The organism is Acetivibrio mesophilus, assembly GCF_004102745.1.
Classification (GTDB): domain Bacteria; phylum Bacillota; class Clostridia; order Acetivibrionales; family Acetivibrionaceae; genus Hungateiclostridium; species Hungateiclostridium mesophilum.
Genome location: NZ_RLII01000023.1, coordinates 36,634 through 56,103 on the forward strand (window position 1 = coordinate 36,634; position 19,470 = coordinate 56,103).

Annotated in this window: 15 protein-coding genes; 5 read left to right on the forward strand and 10 right to left on the reverse strand. The window is 38.1% G+C overall.

All coding sequences use genetic code 11. The features are described 5' to 3' along the window. Positions 1-75: 75 nt before the first annotated feature. The 7 genes from xylB to EFD62_RS13810 form a co-directional block, all read right to left on the reverse strand. Complete coding sequence (gene xylB, locus EFD62_RS13780) at positions 76-1,602, reverse strand: xylulokinase (RefSeq protein ID WP_069195956.1); 1,527 nt, start codon at positions 1,600-1,602, stop codon at positions 76-78. Positions 1,603-1,632: 30 nt separating this feature from the next. Further along, positions 1,633-2,370 (reverse strand): response regulator transcription factor, encoded by a 738-nt coding sequence (locus tag EFD62_RS18275; protein WP_069195955.1) that lies wholly within the window; start codon positions 2,368-2,370, stop codon positions 1,633-1,635. A gap of 11 nt (positions 2,371-2,381) precedes the next feature. Further along, entirely contained in the window at positions 2,382-4,127 is a 1,746-nt protein-coding gene (locus tag EFD62_RS13790) for a cache domain-containing sensor histidine kinase (protein ID WP_069195954.1), read from the reverse strand. A 126-nt stretch (positions 4,128-4,253) separates the two neighbouring features. Beyond that, the gene (locus EFD62_RS13795) at positions 4,254-6,362 is read right to left on the reverse strand and encodes a glycoside hydrolase family 3 C-terminal domain-containing protein (protein ID WP_069195953.1); all 2,109 of its coding nucleotides are present in this window, start codon (positions 6,360-6,362) and stop codon (positions 4,254-4,256) included. 13 nt (positions 6,363-6,375) lie between these two features. After that, on the reverse strand, positions 6,376-7,212 hold the full coding sequence (locus tag EFD62_RS13800; protein ID WP_069196418.1) for a carbohydrate ABC transporter permease: 837 nt from the start codon (positions 7,210-7,212) through the stop codon (positions 6,376-6,378). A gap of 55 nt (positions 7,213-7,267) precedes the next feature. Continuing rightward, positions 7,268-8,152 (reverse strand): carbohydrate ABC transporter permease, encoded by an 885-nt coding sequence (locus tag EFD62_RS13805; RefSeq protein WP_407921094.1) that lies wholly within the window; start codon positions 8,150-8,152, stop codon positions 7,268-7,270. A gap of 202 nt (positions 8,153-8,354) precedes the next feature. Then, positions 8,355-9,614 (reverse strand): extracellular solute-binding protein, encoded by a 1,260-nt coding sequence (locus EFD62_RS13810; RefSeq protein ID WP_069195951.1) that lies wholly within the window; start codon positions 9,612-9,614, stop codon positions 8,355-8,357. Between the two features lie 434 nt (positions 9,615-10,048). Here EFD62_RS13810 and EFD62_RS13815 point away from each other — a divergent pair, with 434 nt between their 5' ends. From EFD62_RS13815 to EFD62_RS13835, 5 genes are all read left to right on the forward strand, one after another. After that, the gene (locus EFD62_RS13815; RefSeq protein ID WP_069195950.1) at positions 10,049-10,972 is read left to right on the forward strand and encodes an ABC transporter permease; all 924 of its coding nucleotides are present in this window, start codon (positions 10,049-10,051) and stop codon (positions 10,970-10,972) included. A gap of 121 nt (positions 10,973-11,093) precedes the next feature. After that, positions 11,094-12,089, forward strand: coding sequence for an ABC transporter permease (locus EFD62_RS13820; RefSeq protein WP_069195949.1), 996 nt, complete (start codon positions 11,094-11,096; stop codon positions 12,087-12,089). A 16-nt stretch (positions 12,090-12,105) separates the two neighbouring features. Beyond that, positions 12,106-13,113 carry an ABC transporter ATP-binding protein gene (locus EFD62_RS13825; RefSeq protein WP_069195948.1) on the forward strand — a complete coding sequence of 336 codons (1,008 nt, stop codon included), beginning with the start codon at positions 12,106-12,108 and terminating at the stop codon, positions 13,111-13,113. Beyond that, complete coding sequence (locus tag EFD62_RS13830) at positions 13,106-14,134, forward strand: ABC transporter ATP-binding protein (protein WP_128706294.1); 1,029 nt, start codon at positions 13,106-13,108, stop codon at positions 14,132-14,134. Before EFD62_RS13825 ends, EFD62_RS13830 begins: the two co-directional genes overlap by 8 nt. A 118-nt stretch (positions 14,135-14,252) precedes the next feature. Then, complete coding sequence (locus EFD62_RS13835) at positions 14,253-15,878, forward strand: peptide ABC transporter substrate-binding protein (protein ID WP_128706295.1); 1,626 nt, start codon at positions 14,253-14,255, stop codon at positions 15,876-15,878. 92 nt (positions 15,879-15,970) lie between these two features. Here the strand turns inward: EFD62_RS13835 and ahpF are convergent, their stop codons facing one another. The 3 genes from ahpF to EFD62_RS13850 all read right to left on the reverse strand — a co-directional run bounded on the left by ahpF (position 15,971) and on the right by EFD62_RS13850 (position 19,338). After that, entirely contained in the window at positions 15,971-17,500 is a 1,530-nt protein-coding gene (ahpF, locus tag EFD62_RS13840) for an alkyl hydroperoxide reductase subunit F (RefSeq protein ID WP_128706296.1), read from the reverse strand. Between the two features lie 12 nt (positions 17,501-17,512). Beyond that, positions 17,513-18,076, reverse strand: a complete 564-nt coding sequence (ahpC, locus tag EFD62_RS13845; protein WP_069195944.1) for an alkyl hydroperoxide reductase subunit C — start codon at positions 18,074-18,076, stop codon at positions 17,513-17,515. A gap of 239 nt (positions 18,077-18,315) precedes the next feature. Then, positions 18,316-19,338, reverse strand: coding sequence for a S8 family serine peptidase (locus tag EFD62_RS13850; protein ID WP_268919985.1), 1,023 nt, complete (start codon positions 19,336-19,338; stop codon positions 18,316-18,318). Positions 19,339-19,470: the final 132 nt, after the last annotated feature.

The window sequence follows — 19,470 nt, forward strand, 5'->3', positions numbered from 1 at the left end:
CATATTTCCTCCTTATTTTATTAACTCAAAATGTTTTTTGTCACTTCCGGTTGCTACTTTTTAGGACAGTAAATTTTACAGTATAGCCGAAAGGTCTGCAAATTCCTTTTTCAAGGAGTTATACAGACGTATATAAATATCATAAAGCTTTGTGTATTTGGCATATAGCTCATGGTCTGGAACCTGCCTGGTGTTTTCTTTTATTACTGCTTCACATGCTTCATTAATGTTACTGTATATACCCGTTCCTACTCCAGCAAGAAGTGCCGCTCCAAGTGCCGGTCCCTCACTTGACTTTACAGTTGTAATATCAGTTCCGAATATATCAGCCTGCATTTTTCTCCACAATTCACTTTTCCCGCCACCACCGGAGGCTCTTACTTCAGAAACGTTAACACCCATTTCATTAATAATTTCAAGGCAATCTCTAAGGCTATATACAACACCTTCCATAACTGACCTTAAAATATCCTGTTTTTCATGCTTTGCTGTTAATCCGAAAAAGACGCCCTTGGCATTAGGGTCAAGATGTGGCGTTCTTTCTCCCATCAGATAAGGTAAATAGATTAAACCGTTACAACCCGGGGCCACTTTTTCAGCTTCCTTATCCATAATTATGTATGGATCTATTTTCAGTAGCTCTGCAGTTCTCTTTTCTTCTATACAGAAATTGTCACGGAACCATTTAAGAGACAGTCCGGCTCCTTGTGTAACCCCCATAATGTGCCAAGTATTTGGCACTGCATGGCAAAAAGTATGAACTCTACCCTTTGGATCGATAATAACCTTTTCAGAGAATGCAAATACTACTCCTGAGGTTCCTATAGTGGATGAAACCACCCCAGGTCTCACAATTCCATTACCAACAGCTCCTGCTGCCTGGTCCCCTGCTCCACCCACTACAGGAGTTCCTTCTTTCAGTCCGGTTGATGAAGCAGCATGCTTATCCACTTTCCCACTAACTTCCTGAGACTCATAGAGTTCTCCCAGCATGCTTTTATTAAGTCCGAGTTTGCTTATGACTTCATCACTCCATTTTCTCCCCGGTATATCCATAAACTGCATTCCACTTGCATCAGATACCTCTGTAGCAAATTCTCCTGTCAACTTATATCTTATATAATCTTTAGGGAGAAGTATCTTATAAATCTTCTCAAAAATATCTGGTTCATTATTTTTAACCCACATAACCTTTGATGCTGTAAATCCCGTTAGTGCAGGGTTGGCAGTTATCTCAATGAGCCTTTCCTTCCCTATGATTGAAGTAATCTGATCGCACTCGGCAAAACTTCTCTGGTCGCACCATATAATTGCTTTTCTTAGCACTTTGCCATCTTTGTCCAGAAGGACAGCACCATGCATCTGCCCTGAAAGTCCAATTCCCTTAATGGAGGAAGCATCAATTCCGCTTTTGGAAATAACATGTTTGATAGATAAGCATGTTGCCCTCCACCAGTCTTCCGGTTCTTGCTCTGCCCACCCAATATAGGGCTGGTACAATGGATATTCCTCAAGGCTGCTTGCTATGGTATTTCCCAGTTCATCATATAAAACCGTTTTTGTACCCGATGTACCTATATCTACTCCTAGTAAATATGACAAACAAAATCCCCCCTATTTTTTATCTTCTATCTATCTTTTATGTTTCTTCATGAACTCAGAAAAGCTTTGATTGGTATACTTCTTAAAACACTTGCCAAAATAATTAGGATCAGGAATTCCTACCATCTTTGCAGTTACATACATCATGGTTCCTTTTTTTGCATAATCTATAGCCTTTTCCATTCTGCATTCTGTAAGATAGTCAATAAGATTAACCCCTGTTACAGCTTTAAACAGCCTGCTCAAATAGCTAGAATTAAAGCCGAAGGTCTGGGCAATAACTGTTAGATCCAGATCTGGCCGGGCATAGTTTTCGGTTATAAATAACTTTATTTTATGAACAGTGTCTTTTTTATGAACAATGGGCTCTTCTATCTCAGCCTTTTTTTGCTTTGAATCGAGCTCCTTTGTAATCTTCAATAAAACATCTCTAATTTCTTTACGCACGATAGGTTTCAATAAATACTCACATACTCCAATTCCGACACATTGCCTGGCATACTCAAAATCACTGAAAGCAGTGAGTATAATAATCTTTAGATTTGGATAACGGCTAATTGCCAGCTTTGAAAATTCAATACCATCCATAAAAGGCATTTTAATATCTACAAAGGCAATATCGGGTTGTACTTCCTCTATGATATTGATGGCTTCAATGCCACTTTCCGCTTCTCCCACTACTTCAATATCCAATTCTTCTCTTTTTAGTATATTTTTCAATAAATTCCTGATTGATTTCTCGTCATCAATGATCAGAACCCTATACATTTCCAACCCCCCTATATTGGGATTCTAATATCAACTAAACAATACTTTCCTTCCTCACTTTTGATTTCAAAGACATCTTCTGCATCATAATAATATCTGATTCTGTCCATAGTACCTTTAAACCCAAAGCTTTTTTTATTGTCTCCGTTCATTATTGAACTTATTTGCTCTAGGCTCATACCAACCCCTGTATCATATACACTAATGTGCAATAAACCATCCTTGGCATAGACAGATATTTTTATTATTCCTTTTTCACCTTTGAGCCTTACTCCATGATACAAACTATTTTCCACTAAAGGCTGAAGTATTAATTTGGGCACCCTAAAATCCATCAAATCTTCCTGCAACTCATATTCATCCTCAAAAACATCATGATACCTCAATTTTTGCAACTTCAGGTAGTCTTGCACAATTGCAATTTCTTCCCGTATAGTAATTTCTCTGCTTCCCTTACTTAAAAATCTCCTATAAAAGTTACCTAGAGTTTCAACAACGTCATATATCTCATCTGCCGAGATCTCTAGTGCAAGGTCTGCAATAGACCCTAATGTGTTGTATAAAAAGTGCGGGTTTATTTGCTCCTGAAGCACCTCCATCTCAGCCTTACGCATTGTTTTTTCCTTCTCTAGCAATTCACTCATTATTTGATTAATTTCAATAAGACGGCTGTTTTTCAGCATCATTTCATTTTCTTTACTTGCTAATGCAGACCTGTTTCTAGTCCCATTCTCATCAAGCTCCAGTTTTTCAAGATTCATAAACTGCATAAGTCTCTCAATTGGATTTGTAATAAAAGCTGATATAAAAACACCGGTAATAACAATACATAAAATTGATAAAGCAATTACAATAACTATAACAACGACTGCTTGAACTGAGAAATATCTAAAAAATGGTACCGTTTCAATCTTAGCCAACACAAAAGGTGTATTAGGAACCCGATAATAGGAAAATACTCTTGTAACTCCAAAGCCTTGTTTAATGCTTTGATCAAATTCTTTTTTGCCAATACCCATCTTCCGGAATTCATCGAGTCCTTCAAATTCTTCATTCTGGTCCAAAATATTTTTACCTCCTGCATAGTACCAGAAATTTCTGTCATCACTTGTCATGTCATTAAACGAATTTTTAAGTATGTCAATATTTAAGTTTATGGCAATAATTCCAATAGGTTTTTGAGTATCTATGTCGTTAATGACCCTTATAACGGAGATTAACGGTTCCCCAAACTTCTTCTTAAATGCACCGTCTCCGTTAACTCTAATCACACAAGCTCCCCGTTTCTCTAGGATTTCCTTCCTCCACAACGGACTATAAACAAGGTTTAAATCAACATTTGTTAGATGTCTGGATATATGAATATACTCTTTATATTCTTTAAAGATATAGATAGACGAAACGTAATTAAATTTGGTGCTGATATCATACATAGCCGTTATTGCATTATTATTAATCCTCGTATTTTCATGTCCCCTATCTCTCAAATACTCAATTACATTACTATTAGTCATAATAAGCTGGCTCATTGTATCTACAACTTCAAATTCAACATTGAGATTGTTTCCAATAGAAATCATTGTATTATAGTTACTCTCAAGAACATACTCCATCATATTTTTCTTAACTAAAAAATTATAGATAAAGTAGAGTGTAACGATATACGTAATTACAAGAACCAAAAATAAGAATCTAATTTTGTCTTTTAGCCTTCTGCGATAAAACCACCGAATGATTCTCTCTATTTTTTTCTTCATGACCCCTTTTACAACACTGTCCTCATAATAAATTTACAACTATTATATCAATGTATCTTTTGCCTATCAAGAAACGATATTATTTCCACATACACGTAGCAGGTGCTATATATGTAAAAGTTGAGTCTATAACTCAAAGGGAATTCTAATGGGCTCTTTCCCTGTAAGTTCTACACTTCGTTTATCAGGTCCACATAGGCCAACAAACAAGGTAAACTTTCTACTGTCGAGTACTTTTTCTCCTTCTAGATTTACCGCCTTTAAACAATCAAAAGGAATACTCATAGAAACCTGTTTTTCTTCATTGACTCCTAGACCAACTCGCTTGAAGCCACACAAACTAAAATTTTTAACAGCATATATGGATTGTTCGTCTTTAATATAGATCTGTACAACCTCCTCCACAGCAACTCTCCCTTGATTCTTTAGAGTTACAATAAGATTAATATCCTTTTCACTCTCTATAGTGCCGATTATTTCTGCGTGTTTTAATACTACATCGCTATAGGTCAAGCCGTATCCAAAGGGATACAAAGGAGTTTCTTCTATATAGCGGTAGGTTCTGTTTTTCATTGAGTAATCCGTAAATGGCGGTAGATTTTCCAATGATTTATAAAATGTGACAGGCAATTTCCCGGATGGCGACACATTCCCAAACAGGAGATCTGCTATAGCCTTACCACCTCTTGCACCTGGATACCAGGTCAGCAAAATACCATTACAATGTTCCTGGGCATAGCTTAAGTTTATTGCACTTCCAGCCATAAGGCAAAGTACTGTTGGCTTTCCAAGTACCACTATTTTTTCTAAAAGTGTTTTTTGTACTTCCGGTAATTCAAGATCTACCTTATCACCGGAGCCCTGATTGTTACCATCGTCCATTTCTTCGCCCTCAATGGTTTCATCAAGTCCCAAGCATAGAATAACCAAATCACTATGCTCTGCAACAGTAACAGCCTCTGCAAGACGGTCATTTGCATATGCCAAGACTTCAGTTCTGTCTCTAACCAGCTCACACCCTCTTGAGTATAGTACTCTTACTTCATCTCCAACTTCATCCTGTATGCCTTCGAGCAGGGTGATGTATCTTGAAGATGTTCCATAATAGTTCCCTTTCAATGCAAGTCTGCTGTTGGCATTTGGTCCAATTACAGAAATTGTTTTTACAGCGCCCTTGTTAATAGGCAAAATTCCGTCGTTTTTAAGAAGTACCGCACTTTTCCTTGCAGCCTCAATTGCTATCTCCTTGTGTTCACTGCATTCCACAACCTCATAAGGTATATTATCAAATTCATTATCCTCAAATAAACCTAACTTGAATCTTGTTGTAAAGAGCCTTACTGCTGCTCTTGTGATATGCTCTTCTGTTATTAATCCTTCTTTTAAGGCCACAAGCAAGGTTAAATAAACGTTGCCGCAATTCAGATCACACCCCGCATCAATAGCTAGTGCCGCAGATTCTTCAGGTGTCTTTGTCACCATATGGTGCAAGTGGAAATCTCTTATTGCCCAGCAGTCGGATACTACATGCCCTTCAAAGCCCCACTTGTCTCTTAAAATGTCCCGAAGCAGTGTATAACTTCCGCAGCAGGGTTCTCCGTTTGTTCTATTGTAAGCTCCCATTACTGCTTCCACTTTACCATCCTTTACACAGGCCTCAAATGCAGGTAAATAGGTTTCCCACAAATCCTTCTTTGATACTTCTGCATTAAACTCATGCCGTAAATCCTCAGGACCACTATGGACAGCAAAATGCTTTGCACAAGCTGCCGTCATCATCACCTCTTTATCTCCCTGTAGCCCTTTTATAAAGGCAACTCCCAGTTTGCTGGTGAGAAATGGATCTTCTCCATAAGTTTCATGACCTCTTCCCCATCGAGGATCCCTAAATATGTTTATATTTGGACTCCACAAGGTAAGACCCTTGTAAATATCCCTATCTTCATGCTTTGAACTTTCATTATATTTGGCTCTGGCTTCTATAGCAATTATATTTGCGATTTTCATCAGAAATTCATCATCGAACATTGCAGCAAGACCAATTGCCTGTGGAAAAACAGTAGCAGTTCCAGCTCTTGCAACTCCATGCAGAGCTTCGTTCCACCAATTATATTGAGGGATTCCAAGTCTTTCAATAGCCGGAGAATTGTAGGTAAGCTGACTGGCCTTCTCCTCTAGTGTCATCTGTGCCACCAATTCTTCTGCTTTTTTTCTATAATATAAATCTGATCTCATATACTATTCTCCCTTATCCTTTCACTGCACCGGCAGTCAAACTTTTTTGTATTTTTGTGCTCATAAAAGAATATAGAATCAAAGTAGGGAAAGTAGCAATAACAAGTGCCGCTCCTATTGGTCCCCACTCGGTTGTATGCGTACCGGATAATGTCTGAATACCTACGGATATAGTTCTGTATTTGGCATCATCAATTAAGATATTTGCAAACATCAGCTCATTCCAGCATGACAAGAACGTAAAAATTGCAACTGTAGAAAGCGCAGGCTTCATAAGCGGAAGAATAATCCTGAAAAATATTCCATATACACTGCACCCATCAATACATGCTGCCTCATCAAGTTCTTTTGGAATATTTACAATAAAACCGTTGCAAATCATAATGGACATGGCGAGTCCAAAAGCAGTATAGGGAATTATCAAAGCCTGATAAGAATTTAGCATTTTCAGTTTATCGAGTATCAGATATACGGGCAAAATTGCTGCATGTATCGGAATGGTGAGACCAAGCATAATAATATTATTAACTGTCTTTCTCCCTCTCCATACAAGCCTTGTCAATGCATATGTTGCCATTGAAGCAACTATCAAAGTCAATATAATAGTAAGGCCTGTTACAATAGTACTATTTATCAAATAAAGAGCCATATTACCTTTTGTTAAGGCATTTAGATAGTTTGAAAACAACCATTCCTTAGGAAGACCAATAACATTATCCCCAAAAATCTCCTTATTACTTTTCAGGGAAAATGTAAACATCCAGTACAACGGGAAAATATTAATTACTGCCCATATTCCAAGAACCGTATAAGTCAGTATACTGCTAATTTTAATCTTTTTTTGGACTATTGCTTTAGTTGGAGTATGAAACTCATTTGTTACAGCTTTTATTTCTCTATCCAATTTAATCCTCCTCCGTACCAAAAGCTCTTTTAATGGCTAATGCAAAGAAGAAACACAAAGCTATTATCATAATAGCAATTGCACTTCCAAATCCATACCGGTTCCTATCAAAGATCATAGCTACCATCAGGGTACTTGGAACCTCAGTGGCTTTAGCAGGACCTCCTCTTGTCAATACATATATCAAATCAAAGGCCTTTAGTGAACCCGTTACTGCAAAAATTACACATACTTTAATAATTGGCTTTAGCATTGGAATAATAATATATCTATCAATCTGGCCTTCTGTTGCGCCTTCTACCTTAGCCGCCTCTCTAATTTCAGTTGGAATGCTTTTAATACCGGCATACATCAAAAGCATGTGATACCCGACGTATTGCCATATAATCGGTATAAACACCGCTATCAATGCAGTATCCTGTTCTCCAAGCCAGGTTCTGGCGTACTTTTCAAGTCCCAGGCTATTTAGTGCCACATTCACAATGCCATACTCCGGATTGTAAATCTTTAGCCACAATTGTCCTATAACTACTGTGGATATTAATACCGGCATAAAGAAAACCGCTACAAAAAACTTTTCCCCTTTTACTCCCCTTGAGAGCACTAATGCCAGACCAAGAGAAAGAGGAAGCTGAATAAACACCGACAAGACTGCAAGAATTAAAGCGTTTAGTAGAGATTTTGGAAATCCCGCTACCGGACTTGTAAATAACTCTATATAGTTTCCTATTCCTATGAAGGTTGGCTGATTAATCCCATCCCATCCTAAAAAGCTATAATAGCCTGACATAAAGATTGGCATAATGATGATTGTAAAAAATAGCAGGGAAGCGGGTAATATAAATAGAATTGCGGCCAACTTATTTTGCCTTACAGTTTTCATCATACCCCCCCATTCAGATTCTGTTTAAAGTAATCAAACCTTCCAAACATCGAATAATTCTATTCTTCCAATAAGATTGGTTCTTACAACGTTCAAAGAAGCTATAGTTCCTTTAATTTGGCATGGGATTCTTTCTGATTCCGTTGCAATATTCATGTTTGGAAGGCTTGATCTACTTATACTTCATATTGTATAAAACCGCTAACTATTCAAGGTTCTTTTTCATAGAACTAACAAATTCTTCAGGAGTTATTTCGCCAACATACAGTTCCTGTAACAATGTGAGGTATTCACCTGCATCTTCAGCTTCCATGGTAGTATCAAACCATAGTGTAAACGATGTTGCATTTGCTGCAAAGTCAGCTAATTTTTTAGTCATTGGGTTAACACCACTGTCATCATAATCTTTTTTCCAAACTGCCAGACCTGCTCCGTCAAGATATGCGTATTTTGAGATACTTCTTGTGAGTTCAAATGCAGCCTTTCCGGCAAGATCAGGATCTTTAGTCGAAGCACTTACCATAATGCTGTCAACCGCACCGCCCATAAAATCTGTTGCTTTCGCATTAGATCCCAAGAGTGGGAATGGAACCACATCAAAATCGCTTGGATTTTCAGCATCTGTTTGAATAGAGCCTGCCATCCAGCTACCTGTTGTATACATTGCAACTTTACCGCTATAGAATAATGCACTTGCTTCATCATTTGATAATCCGGTAGCTCCTTTATAGAAGGCCCCCATTTCAACGAGTTGTCTGAATTTCTTGGCAGACTCAAGAAAATCCGGATCATCATAGCTTTGTCCTGCTTTTGTTAGTGCTGCCTTAACCTTTTCCGAACCTGCAGATTTTAATGTCATAGCGTCATGGGTCATGGCAAGCACCCAGGTATCCTTTGCACTGATACCGATGGGGGTAATACCTTTTTGTATAAGCTTATCACATACCTGTACCAGTTCATCGAATGTGGTTGGTGCTTTAAGTCCATTTTCATCAAAGATTTTTTTATTGTAGAATAACGCTGAAATAGGGGTTGTGTATGTGGAACCGTAAATCTTTCCATTATATGTTGTGTATGTTAATGCTGCTTCCGACAACTGCTCTTTGTACTCATCCGTATAATATTTGTCAATAGCAAGTACTTTCCCGGATTCTACAAAGGGTTTGGAAAATCCGCCGCCCCATGTAAAGAAAAGGTCAGGAAGTTTATTTCCAGTTACAGCAGTCTTAATCTTTGTCTTGTAAGCTTCATTTTCAAAGGTTTCATGAACAATTTTTACTCCGGGATTTGCATCCTCAAAGTCTTTAATGGCCTTAGAATAGGCATTACTGAAAGCATCGCTTTCTGTTGCAATACTCCACAGTGTAAGTACTATTTGATCTTTAGATGTCTCCTGTCTGCATCCGCTCATAAACGAGGTAATAATTACAACAGACAATAATGTACCCAGCAATCTTTTTAACATTGCTTATCTCCCCCTTATACGTTATTTAATTCCAATTATACTAGATGTTTTTGATCAAATGAACGGATAATTTTTACTTCTAATATGCAATATTTTTACTTCGGAAATATAACCCAAGAGCTGTACTTTTACACTTGTCGATTTTTGTCATATTAAAAGGGATTCCCCCAAACCCACCTATGCACAATTTTTACCAACTTTTTTGTCATTAATAATCTGTTGTAAAAACTCTAAATTTGTAGTATAATGGCACATCATAAGAGACTCTATCTTAATCTTCGACTTATTACAATTTTACATCTTAGTTTGCTAATATATTTTAGCCCCACAAGTTACTTCCAGTTAACATAATATTATTTACCAACATACATAAAAAATTTAATAAAAAATTCAAAAAACACTGTGACTACACAGTTCACAAATATGGAGGTATTATGCTTAAATATGTTTTGAAAAGATTATTTGCATCATTTTTGACATTATGTATCATGTTTACGTTAACTTTTTTTCTAATGCATTTGACACCGGGCAATCCCTTTTTGGGAGATGGAAAAATTACGCCCGAAATACTGGCAAACTTAGAAGCGAAATATGGCTTAGACAAGCCACTATTAGTTCAATATAAGATGTATGCAATGAACATTCTTAAGGGTGACTTAGGGGAATCAATAAAGCTTTCGGGACAGAGTGTTAACGAAATAATTGCCAGAAAATTTCCTTATTCACTTAAGTTAGGATTGTTCTCCAGTGCTATAGCCATAATTATCGGCACTATCCTTGGAACAATAAGTGCACTGAAGAAGAATACCGCAGCCGATAGGGCAATTATGATCATTGTAACAGTCGGGATTGCAGTCCCAAGCTTCGTAGTGGCCACCGTAAGTATGGTTTTATTTGGAGTAAAACTGCATCTTTTACCTACGGTCAGCCACCTCGATAGCCTTTCGAGTTATATATTGCCTGGATTTGCGCTATCCTTCTTCCCTCTTAGCTTTATTACAAGGCTCATGCGTTCATCAATGCTTGACGTTATTAATCAGGATTATATTAGAACAGCACGTGCAAAGGGTTTGTCAGAGCGAGTAGTAATTTTCAAGCATGGTTTGAGAAACGGGATTCTCCCGGTTGTAACCTATGCAGGACCAATGGTTGCCGGGGTTGTGACAGGCTCCTTTGTAATTGAGTCAATTTTTTCAATACCCGGTCTGGGAAGTTCCTTTGTGACGAGCATTACAGCAAAGGATTATCCCACAGTAATGGGCGTAACAATATTCTACGGAGCTCTACTCATTTTTATGAACTTTTTTGTTGACATAATATATAGATTTGTTGACCCAAGAATTAATATTACTAAATAAGTTAAAAATATAGTAGCGTTTATGAACCTAATAGCAAGTTGGCATACTAAATACATCGTTGCCATGCGACAGAAGTCTGTTGCAAAGGACGGCGGAAATGTAAGGAAATGGGGAGATTAAAATGACAAATATGAATAAATCAGAAGTTCTAGATGAGAAGTTATTTCTACCTGCATCGGACAGCGAAAAGGCTACAGCTGAAGTTATGCGTCCATCGGTAGGTTATTGGAGAGATGCTTGGAGAAGACTTAGAGCAAATAAAGTCGCCATGGGTTCACTCTTAGTTATTCTGCTGGTTGTACTGGCTGCAATAATTGGTCCTATGCTTTCACCTTATGCATATGATCAGATAAATAAAGGCAGTGAAAATCTACCTCCGAGTGCACAGCATATATTCGGTACAGATAGTTTGGGAAGAGATTTGTTTACCAGAACTATGATCGGTGCCAGGATCTCTCTTTCTGTTGGTGTTGTTGCAGCTATCATGATTTCAATAATCGGTATTTTATACGGTGCAATTTCAGGATATTTTGGTGGTTGGGTTGATATTGTTATGATGAGAATTATAGATATTGTTTATTCAGTTCCAACCATACTTATAGTTATTTTGCTCCAGGTTGCACTAAAAACTCCAATAGATACTTTCTTAAATTCCGCCAACGCCCCCAACTTCCTAAAAAACTTAGGTGTCGGACTTATAAGTATATTTTTTGTTCTTGCTCTTCTTTACTGGGTTGACATGGCGAGAATAGTACGTGGTCAGATCTTAGCGTTAAAGGAGCAAGAGTTTGTTTTAGCTGCCAAGGTACTTGGTGCAAGCAATAGGGATATTATTTTCAAGCATCTTGTGCCAAACTGTATAGGTCAGATTATAGTCGTAGCTACCTTGAAGATTCCTGAGGCAATTTTCGTAGAATCTTTCCTCAGTTTTATAGGATTAGGAGTTTCAATACCTATGGCATCGCTTGGCTCTCTGTCACAGACCGCCTTAAAGGGTATATATTCCTATCCATATATGCTGTTTTTCCCTGCAGCTACTATCAGTATCATTATTTTGTCAATAAACCTTTTTGGTGACGGTCTGAGAGATGCTCTTGACCCAAGAATGAAAAAATAGAGAGTGGATGATTTGAATGAATAAAGAGTTGCTTAAAATAAATGATTTAAAAGTTTCCTTCTTCACACCGGCGGGAGAAGTTAAGGCCGTAAATGGAATCAGCTACAGTCTTGAACCCGGAAAAGTTTTGGGAATAGTTGGTGAGTCCGGCTCCGGCAAAAGCGTATCATCTTATTCCATTATGGGATTAATTGACAAACCCGGTAAGATTGTTGGAGGAAGTATAGTGTTTGATGGAAAAGATGTTTCCACCATGACTAAAGCAGAAAGACTGAATTTTGCAGGAAATGAGGTGGCGATGATATTTCAAGACCCCATGACCTGTCTTAATCCTGTTTTTACAATAGGAAACCAGATTGCAGAATCTTTGATTCACAAGTACGGTAAAATTTCAAAAGAGGAATTAAAAAAGCGTTCAATTGAGTTGTTGACACTGGTTGGTATAAACGAACCGGAAAAGCGATTGGCCCAATACCCCCATGAGTTCTCAGGAGGTATGCGCCAAAGGGTAATGATTGCCATGGCCCTTGCCGGTTCACCTAAACTGTTGATTGCTGACGAACCGACCACTGCCCTTGATGTTACAATACAGGCACAGATTTTGGAGCTTCTCAAGGATATTCAGAAAAAGACGGGAATGGCTATAATTCTCATAACCCATGACCTTGGCATAGTTGCCGATATGGCTGATGATATTATTGTAATGTACGGCGGTAAAATTGTTGAACAGGGCTCTGTTTACAGTATATTTAATTCCCCCCGCCATCCATATACCAAAGGCTTGCTTCGTTCCCTGCCTGACCTTAACAAAAAAGGTGAAAAACTAATCCCTATTCAAGGGAATCCCATAGACCTATTAAACCTTCCTAAAGGTTGTTCCTTTGCACCAAGGTGCGGTAATTGCATGAAGGTCTGTATAAATCATATGCCTGAGGAATATTCAACTGAAGATGGGCACAGAGTCAGCTGTTGGTTGTATGATAGCAGGGCCAATAATAACGCGGAGGTAAAGAATAATGGCTAATAATGAATCAAAAACTTCTCCATCCGGTTATAATTCAGCCCGGAAACAAGATGTTTTAATAGAAGTGAAAAACTTAAAGCAATATTTTAATATAAAAAGCAGCCTTGGCAAAAAAGCCACAGTTAAGGCAGTGGATGATGTTACTTTTAATATTTATAAAGGTGAGACCCTTGGACTGGTAGGTGAATCCGGTTCCGGTAAAACCACTTTAGGGCGGTCAATTCTCAGGATATATGAGCCTACTGCCGGACGAGTTATATTCTCCGGTGTAGATATAACCAAATTGAAAAAAGGGAAACTCCTACATTACAGAAAAAAAATGCAGTATATTTTTCAGGATCCCTATGCATCCCTCGATCCTCGTATGACGGTTTCGGATATTGTAGGTGAAGCATTAGATATCCATAAGCTTGCTACTTCAAAGAAAGATAGAGCTGAGAAAATCCGAGAGCTGTTAAAACTGGTGGGACTCAATACCGAACACGCATCCCGGTATCCCCATGAATTTTCAGGGGGGCAGCGCCAAAGAATCGGTATAGCCCGGGCTATCGCTGTAGAACCTGAGTTTATCGTATGCGATGAACCGGTATCAGCCCTTGATGTCTCTATAAGAGCACAGATAATTAATACCCTGGAAGAAATGCAAGAAAGGTTGAATCTGACATACCTTTTTATCTCCCATGATTTGGGTGTTGTCAGGCACACCTGTGACAGAGTAGGTGTAATGTATTTGGGACATATAGTAGAATTGGTGGAATCTGAGGAATTGTACAAGAATCCTCTCCACCCATACACACAGGCTCTTTTGACGGCTATTCCCGAGCCTGATCCTGAAGTTGCTAAGAAAAGGAACAGAATTATCTTAAAGGGTGAAATTCCATCTCCGGTAAATCCACCCTCAGGCTGCAAGTTTAGAACCAGATGCCCCTTTGCTAAAGATATCTGTAAAAAAGAGATTCCTGAGTTTAAAGAACACGGAAGCGGTCATTATGTCGCTTGCCATTTTGCAGGTAAATTGTGACAGCCAGATATTTGTTAGCAGTTAATATTCTTTTGGCCATTAATAGGAATATTAATTTTAGATATGGACACATTAATCTTAAGCTAAAATTATGAAATAGTAAGGGGTATGAAATCAAATGAAGAAAATCTTAGCACTTCTAACTACATTTATAACCGTCGCAACAGTATTATCTGGCTGCGGAGGCTCACCGAAATCATCAAGCTCAGATCAAGTTATTCGTGCAACTATTGCATCTGAGCCGAAAACACTTGATCCGTCTCTTAACAATGCAGTTGACGGTGGCAACTATATTTTATGTGCATTTGAAGGACTAACCACAATAGGCAAAGACGGCACCATTGTTGCAGGAACAGCCGAAAGATGGGAAACAAGTTCTGATGGACTTGTTTGGACATTTTATATCCGTAAGGATGCAAAATGGTCCGACGGTAAGGATGTAACTGCAAATGACTTTATTTATTCATGGAAAAGAGCCGTTGATCCGGCAACAGCTTCTGACTACGCATACTATATCTATTTCATAAAGAATGGGGAAATGATCAACGCTGGTGAGGCTAACGTTGATACATTGGGAGTAAGGGCTATTGACGATAAAACTCTAGAAGTAACTCTTGAAAATCCATGCCAATTCTTTACTGAAATAGTTGCCTTCCCCACTCTTGTTCCACTAAGGGAAGACATTGTATCCGCCAATAAAGATAAGTGGGCGCTGAACCCATCAACCTATATAGGTAACGGTCCTTATAAGTTAACCAGTTGGGAGCATGATTCAAAGATTATCTTTGAAAAGAATGAAAATTACTGGGACAAGAATTCTATTGTTGCTCCTAAAATCGAATGGTATCTTATGAATGATCAAAATGCTATTCTAAGCGCATTTAAAAACGGACAGGTTGCTTATGCCAAGAATATTCCCACAGACGAGCTGGCTGCTGAAAAACAAGCCGGTAATCTCAAAATCCTTCCACTGCTTGGAACATACTACATTGACTTTGTAAACACCAAAGCTCCTTTTGATAATGTTAAAGTAAGAAAGGCCTTCTCCTTGGCAATAGACCGCAATTACCTCGTGGAAAATGTTAAAAAGGGCGGAGAAACCCCAGCAACAGGCTTCGTACCCTACGGTATAGCTGATGTTAATCCGGAACCTGACTTCCGTACAACAGCCGGCGACTATATCTCCGTAAAGCCTGAGGATTACGAGAAGAATGTAGCAGAGGCTAAAAGGCTCCTTTCTGAAGCAGGTTATCCGGACGGAAAAGGACTTCCGAAGATTACCTTCGGCTTGAACTCAGGTGCTGGTCACGAGCCTATAGCTGAAGCTTTGCAACAGATGTGGAAAGAAAAATTGGGAGTAGAAGTTGAAATCCTTGCTCAGGAATGGAATGTATTCCAACAGTCAAGAAAAGACGCTGCTTATAATATAAACAGAAACGGTTGGATCGGAGACTATATGGATCCGTCAACCTTTATGGATATATTCACATCCGGAAACGGTCAGAATAACGCCAAGTACAATAGTTCAAAGTATGATGAACTAATTTCTTCGGCGAGAAAAGAAACTGACCCAGCAAAACGTATTCAACTCTTCCATGATGCTGAAAAACTACTTATGGACGATGCCGCAATAGCTCCTTTATACTTCTATACTGAACCTGTGGTTATATCACCAAAACTTCAAGGAGTAGTAAATTCAAAGCTTGGTTTCGTAATTTTCAAATGGGCATCCTTTAAGCAATAAAACAGTAAAAAAAGGGACGGCTCTCACACACAAATCACCCCACCGTTGATAATAGCGGTGGGGTGATTTCAAACACAGAACCGTCCTCAGTCTTAATTTCTGATTAGATAATCAAAGGCACTAAGTGCTGCTGTTGCACCAGAACCCATAGATATAATAATCTGTTTATAGGGACTATTGGTACAGTCACCGGCTGCAAACACTCCAGACATTGAGGTTTCATTCTTGTGGTTAACAACAATTTCACCTATAGGATTGCGTTCAATACTGTCTCCAAGCCATTCGGTATTTGGAATAAGACCAATTTGAACAAAAACCCCTTGAACATCGATGTGTTTTTCTTCATTAGTGTCACGCTGAATGTAAGTAATGCCGTCAAGCTTTTCCTTACCGGTAAACTCTTTTGTTTGAACATTAGTAAGTACAGTTATATTGGGAAGTTTATATAAACGCTCCTGAAGCACCTTATCAGCCTTTAACTCCGGCATGAATTCCAGTACTGTTACATGCCTTACAACCCCTGCCAAATCAATAGCCGCTTCTATACCGGAATTACCTCCACCAATTACGGCTACATCCTTTCCTGCAAACAATGGGCCATCGCAGTGAGGACAATAAGCTACTCCTTTATTTTTAAACTCCTTCTCTCCCGGAACGTTTACATTACGCCATCTAGCGCCTGTGGCAATAACAACCGTCTTGCTTTTAACAACAGCACCCTTTTCCAACTCTACTTCCAACAATTCCTTACGGCTTATATTGTTTACTTTTTGAAGATTTATTATATCCACATTATATCTACTCACATGCTCTTTTAGATTTTCGGCCAGCTTAGGACCTTCAGTATATGGAACAGAAATAAAATTCTCAATTCCCAAGGTATCTAAAATCTGACCTCCGAATCTTTCAGCTATAATGCCTGTACGAAGGCCCTTTCGGGCAGCGTAAATAGCAGAGCTAACTCCAGCAGGCCCTCCACCTATAACAAGTACATCAAAAGGCTCCTTTTCATTAATAGAAGAAGAATCTGTTGTCTGTCCCAGTTTGGCAAGAATCTCTTCCAGTGCCAATCGTCCACTTTCAAAGAAATTACCATTTAGGTATATTGTAGGCACTGCCATTATACCCTTACTCTCAACTTCATCTTTAAACACAGCCCCATCAATCATGGTATGGGTGATATTGGGATTGACCACACTCATTATATTAAGGGCTTGCACTACATCGGGGCAATTATGGCAACTTAGGCTAATGTAGGTCTCAAAATGATACTCTCCTTTTAGCTGTTTAATCTGATTGATATAAGTATCATCTACCTTAGGGGCTCTTCCTCCAACTTGGAGGAGAGCCAAGACTAAGGAAGTAAATTCATGACCTAATGGAATGCCGGAAAAAACAATACCTGTATCCTCATTTAAGCGGTTAACGCTAAAGCTAGGGGTTCTATCCAATTCTGCCTTTTCAACATGTATCTTTGACGAAAGTTTAGCAAGTTCATCTATTAGTATAAGCATATCTGTGGATACATTATCACTTCCGGCGCTAACCTTAATGACAATATCATTTTCAAGTAAAGCCAAATACTGTTCTAGTTGCTGTTTGATTTCTACATCCAAAAGCATGCCCGTTACCTCTTATATCTTTCCAACCAAATCAATGGTTGTTTTAAGTGTCTCGCCGCCTTCTTTCCATTTTGCAGGGCAGACTTCACCGGGATGATTTCGAACATATTGAGCAGCCTTTATTTTATTAAACAGGATATCAGCATCACGTCCGATACCACCTGCCGATATTTCAACCGATTGAATAACACCATCCGGGTCTATAATAAATGTACCTCTATCTGCCAATCCTGTTGCTTCATCAAGAACATCAAAATTTCTAGAGAGCGTATGAGAAGGATCGCCGATCATTATATAAGTAATTTTCTTTATAGCTTCTGATGTATCGTGCCATGCCTTATGAGTAAAATGTGTATCGGTGGAAACGGAATAAACTTCTGCTCCTAATGCTTTCAATTTCTCATAATTATTTTGAAGATCTTCAAGTTCTGTAGGGCAAACAAAAGTAAAGTCAGCAGGATAAAAACATACTACACTCCATTTCCCTTTAAAGTCTTGTTCTGTTACCGTTAAAAACTTTCCATTTTGATAAGCCTCAGCAGTAAATGGTTTAACTTCAGTTCCAATCAATGACATAACAAATTCCTCCTTACGTTTTATTATTTTAGATGTCTATTTAAACTTTTTTAATTTTAATAACAATAGACTAATTATAAATATACCCACTTTTCTTTAATAAAACCGACTTTTAAAAAATTTTTAAAGGGTATAATAAAAATTGTCAATTTATTCGGGTCTACGCATTAGCTCCGAATAAATTGACAATAATATACTGTTTCATCAAAGGGTTTGTTTTTAAACTACAATATCTATTATTAATTTCCTACAGGTAGATTGGCAATTTCTCCCGAAATATAGTCTTCTAAAAGGTATCTGTCTGTCTGGTTTATAGTATTATCCCCATTGGCATCTGCAGCAAGCAAACTTGCATCCGATAATGTCCCGGTACCGTTAATATAGTTGCTTATAAGGATATAATCGCTTTGATTTACTATTCCATTATTGTCAATATCGCCATATGTATATATGCGATTTTCTCCAATATGGGATGTAACACTTATTCCCGATAGATACCTATTAAATATATTCAAATCCAAGGCATTTACATACCCGTCTCCATTTACATCCGCAGCAGCCAATTGCTTATATGTCAAACTCGAACCCAACAAATATGCTCTAAGTTTGTCAAAATCGAGTTGGTTTATTTCTCCATTCCCGTCTAAATCTCCAATTTTAACAGTACTTCTAATCTTTTTCATGGCTTTTGCAACATTTAACCTACCACCTGTAGCAACTTTCCCCTGTAAGGACGGTATTACATCCACACTGGATAAAATTATATCTTTAAGTTGTTGTGTAGTTAAAGATGGATTCGCAGATAATAACAAAGCCGCCGCTCCTGCTACATGTGGTGCGGACATGGATGTGCCTGTTTTTATATCGTAGGGTTCGCCTTGTCCTGCGAAATATGTTGGTATAGTGCTATAAATATTTGTTCCAGGGGCAGCAAGGTCAACTGAAACAGCACCAAAATTTGAACTTTGATAAAGCGTATCCTCTCCATTAGTATTTGCAACAGTAATAATATTTTCAGCAGTATAGCTTGCAGGATAAATAGTATTCTCTGGGTCGTCTATATTCCTAGTTTCATTCCCAGCCGCTACTATAAACAATACGTCAGCTTGGCTTATTGCATCATTTAAAGCATTAGAATCAAATGGCCAATTACCTCCTTCAATAGTAAATTTGTATATTCCCAAACTAATGTTTACAATTTTAATATCCATTGCATCGGCATAATTAACTGCCTTAATCATAGTTGAAGCCCAATTGTTCAAATCATTAATTAGTGTTGTGCATTAAAAAGTAATAAATTGTATTACCAATAAAATAGCAAAACAAAAGCATAAGCAGACCAAATGTGGTAGTTTTGAATTGATAGATAAAAAACTATTTCCACGGGGGTCAAA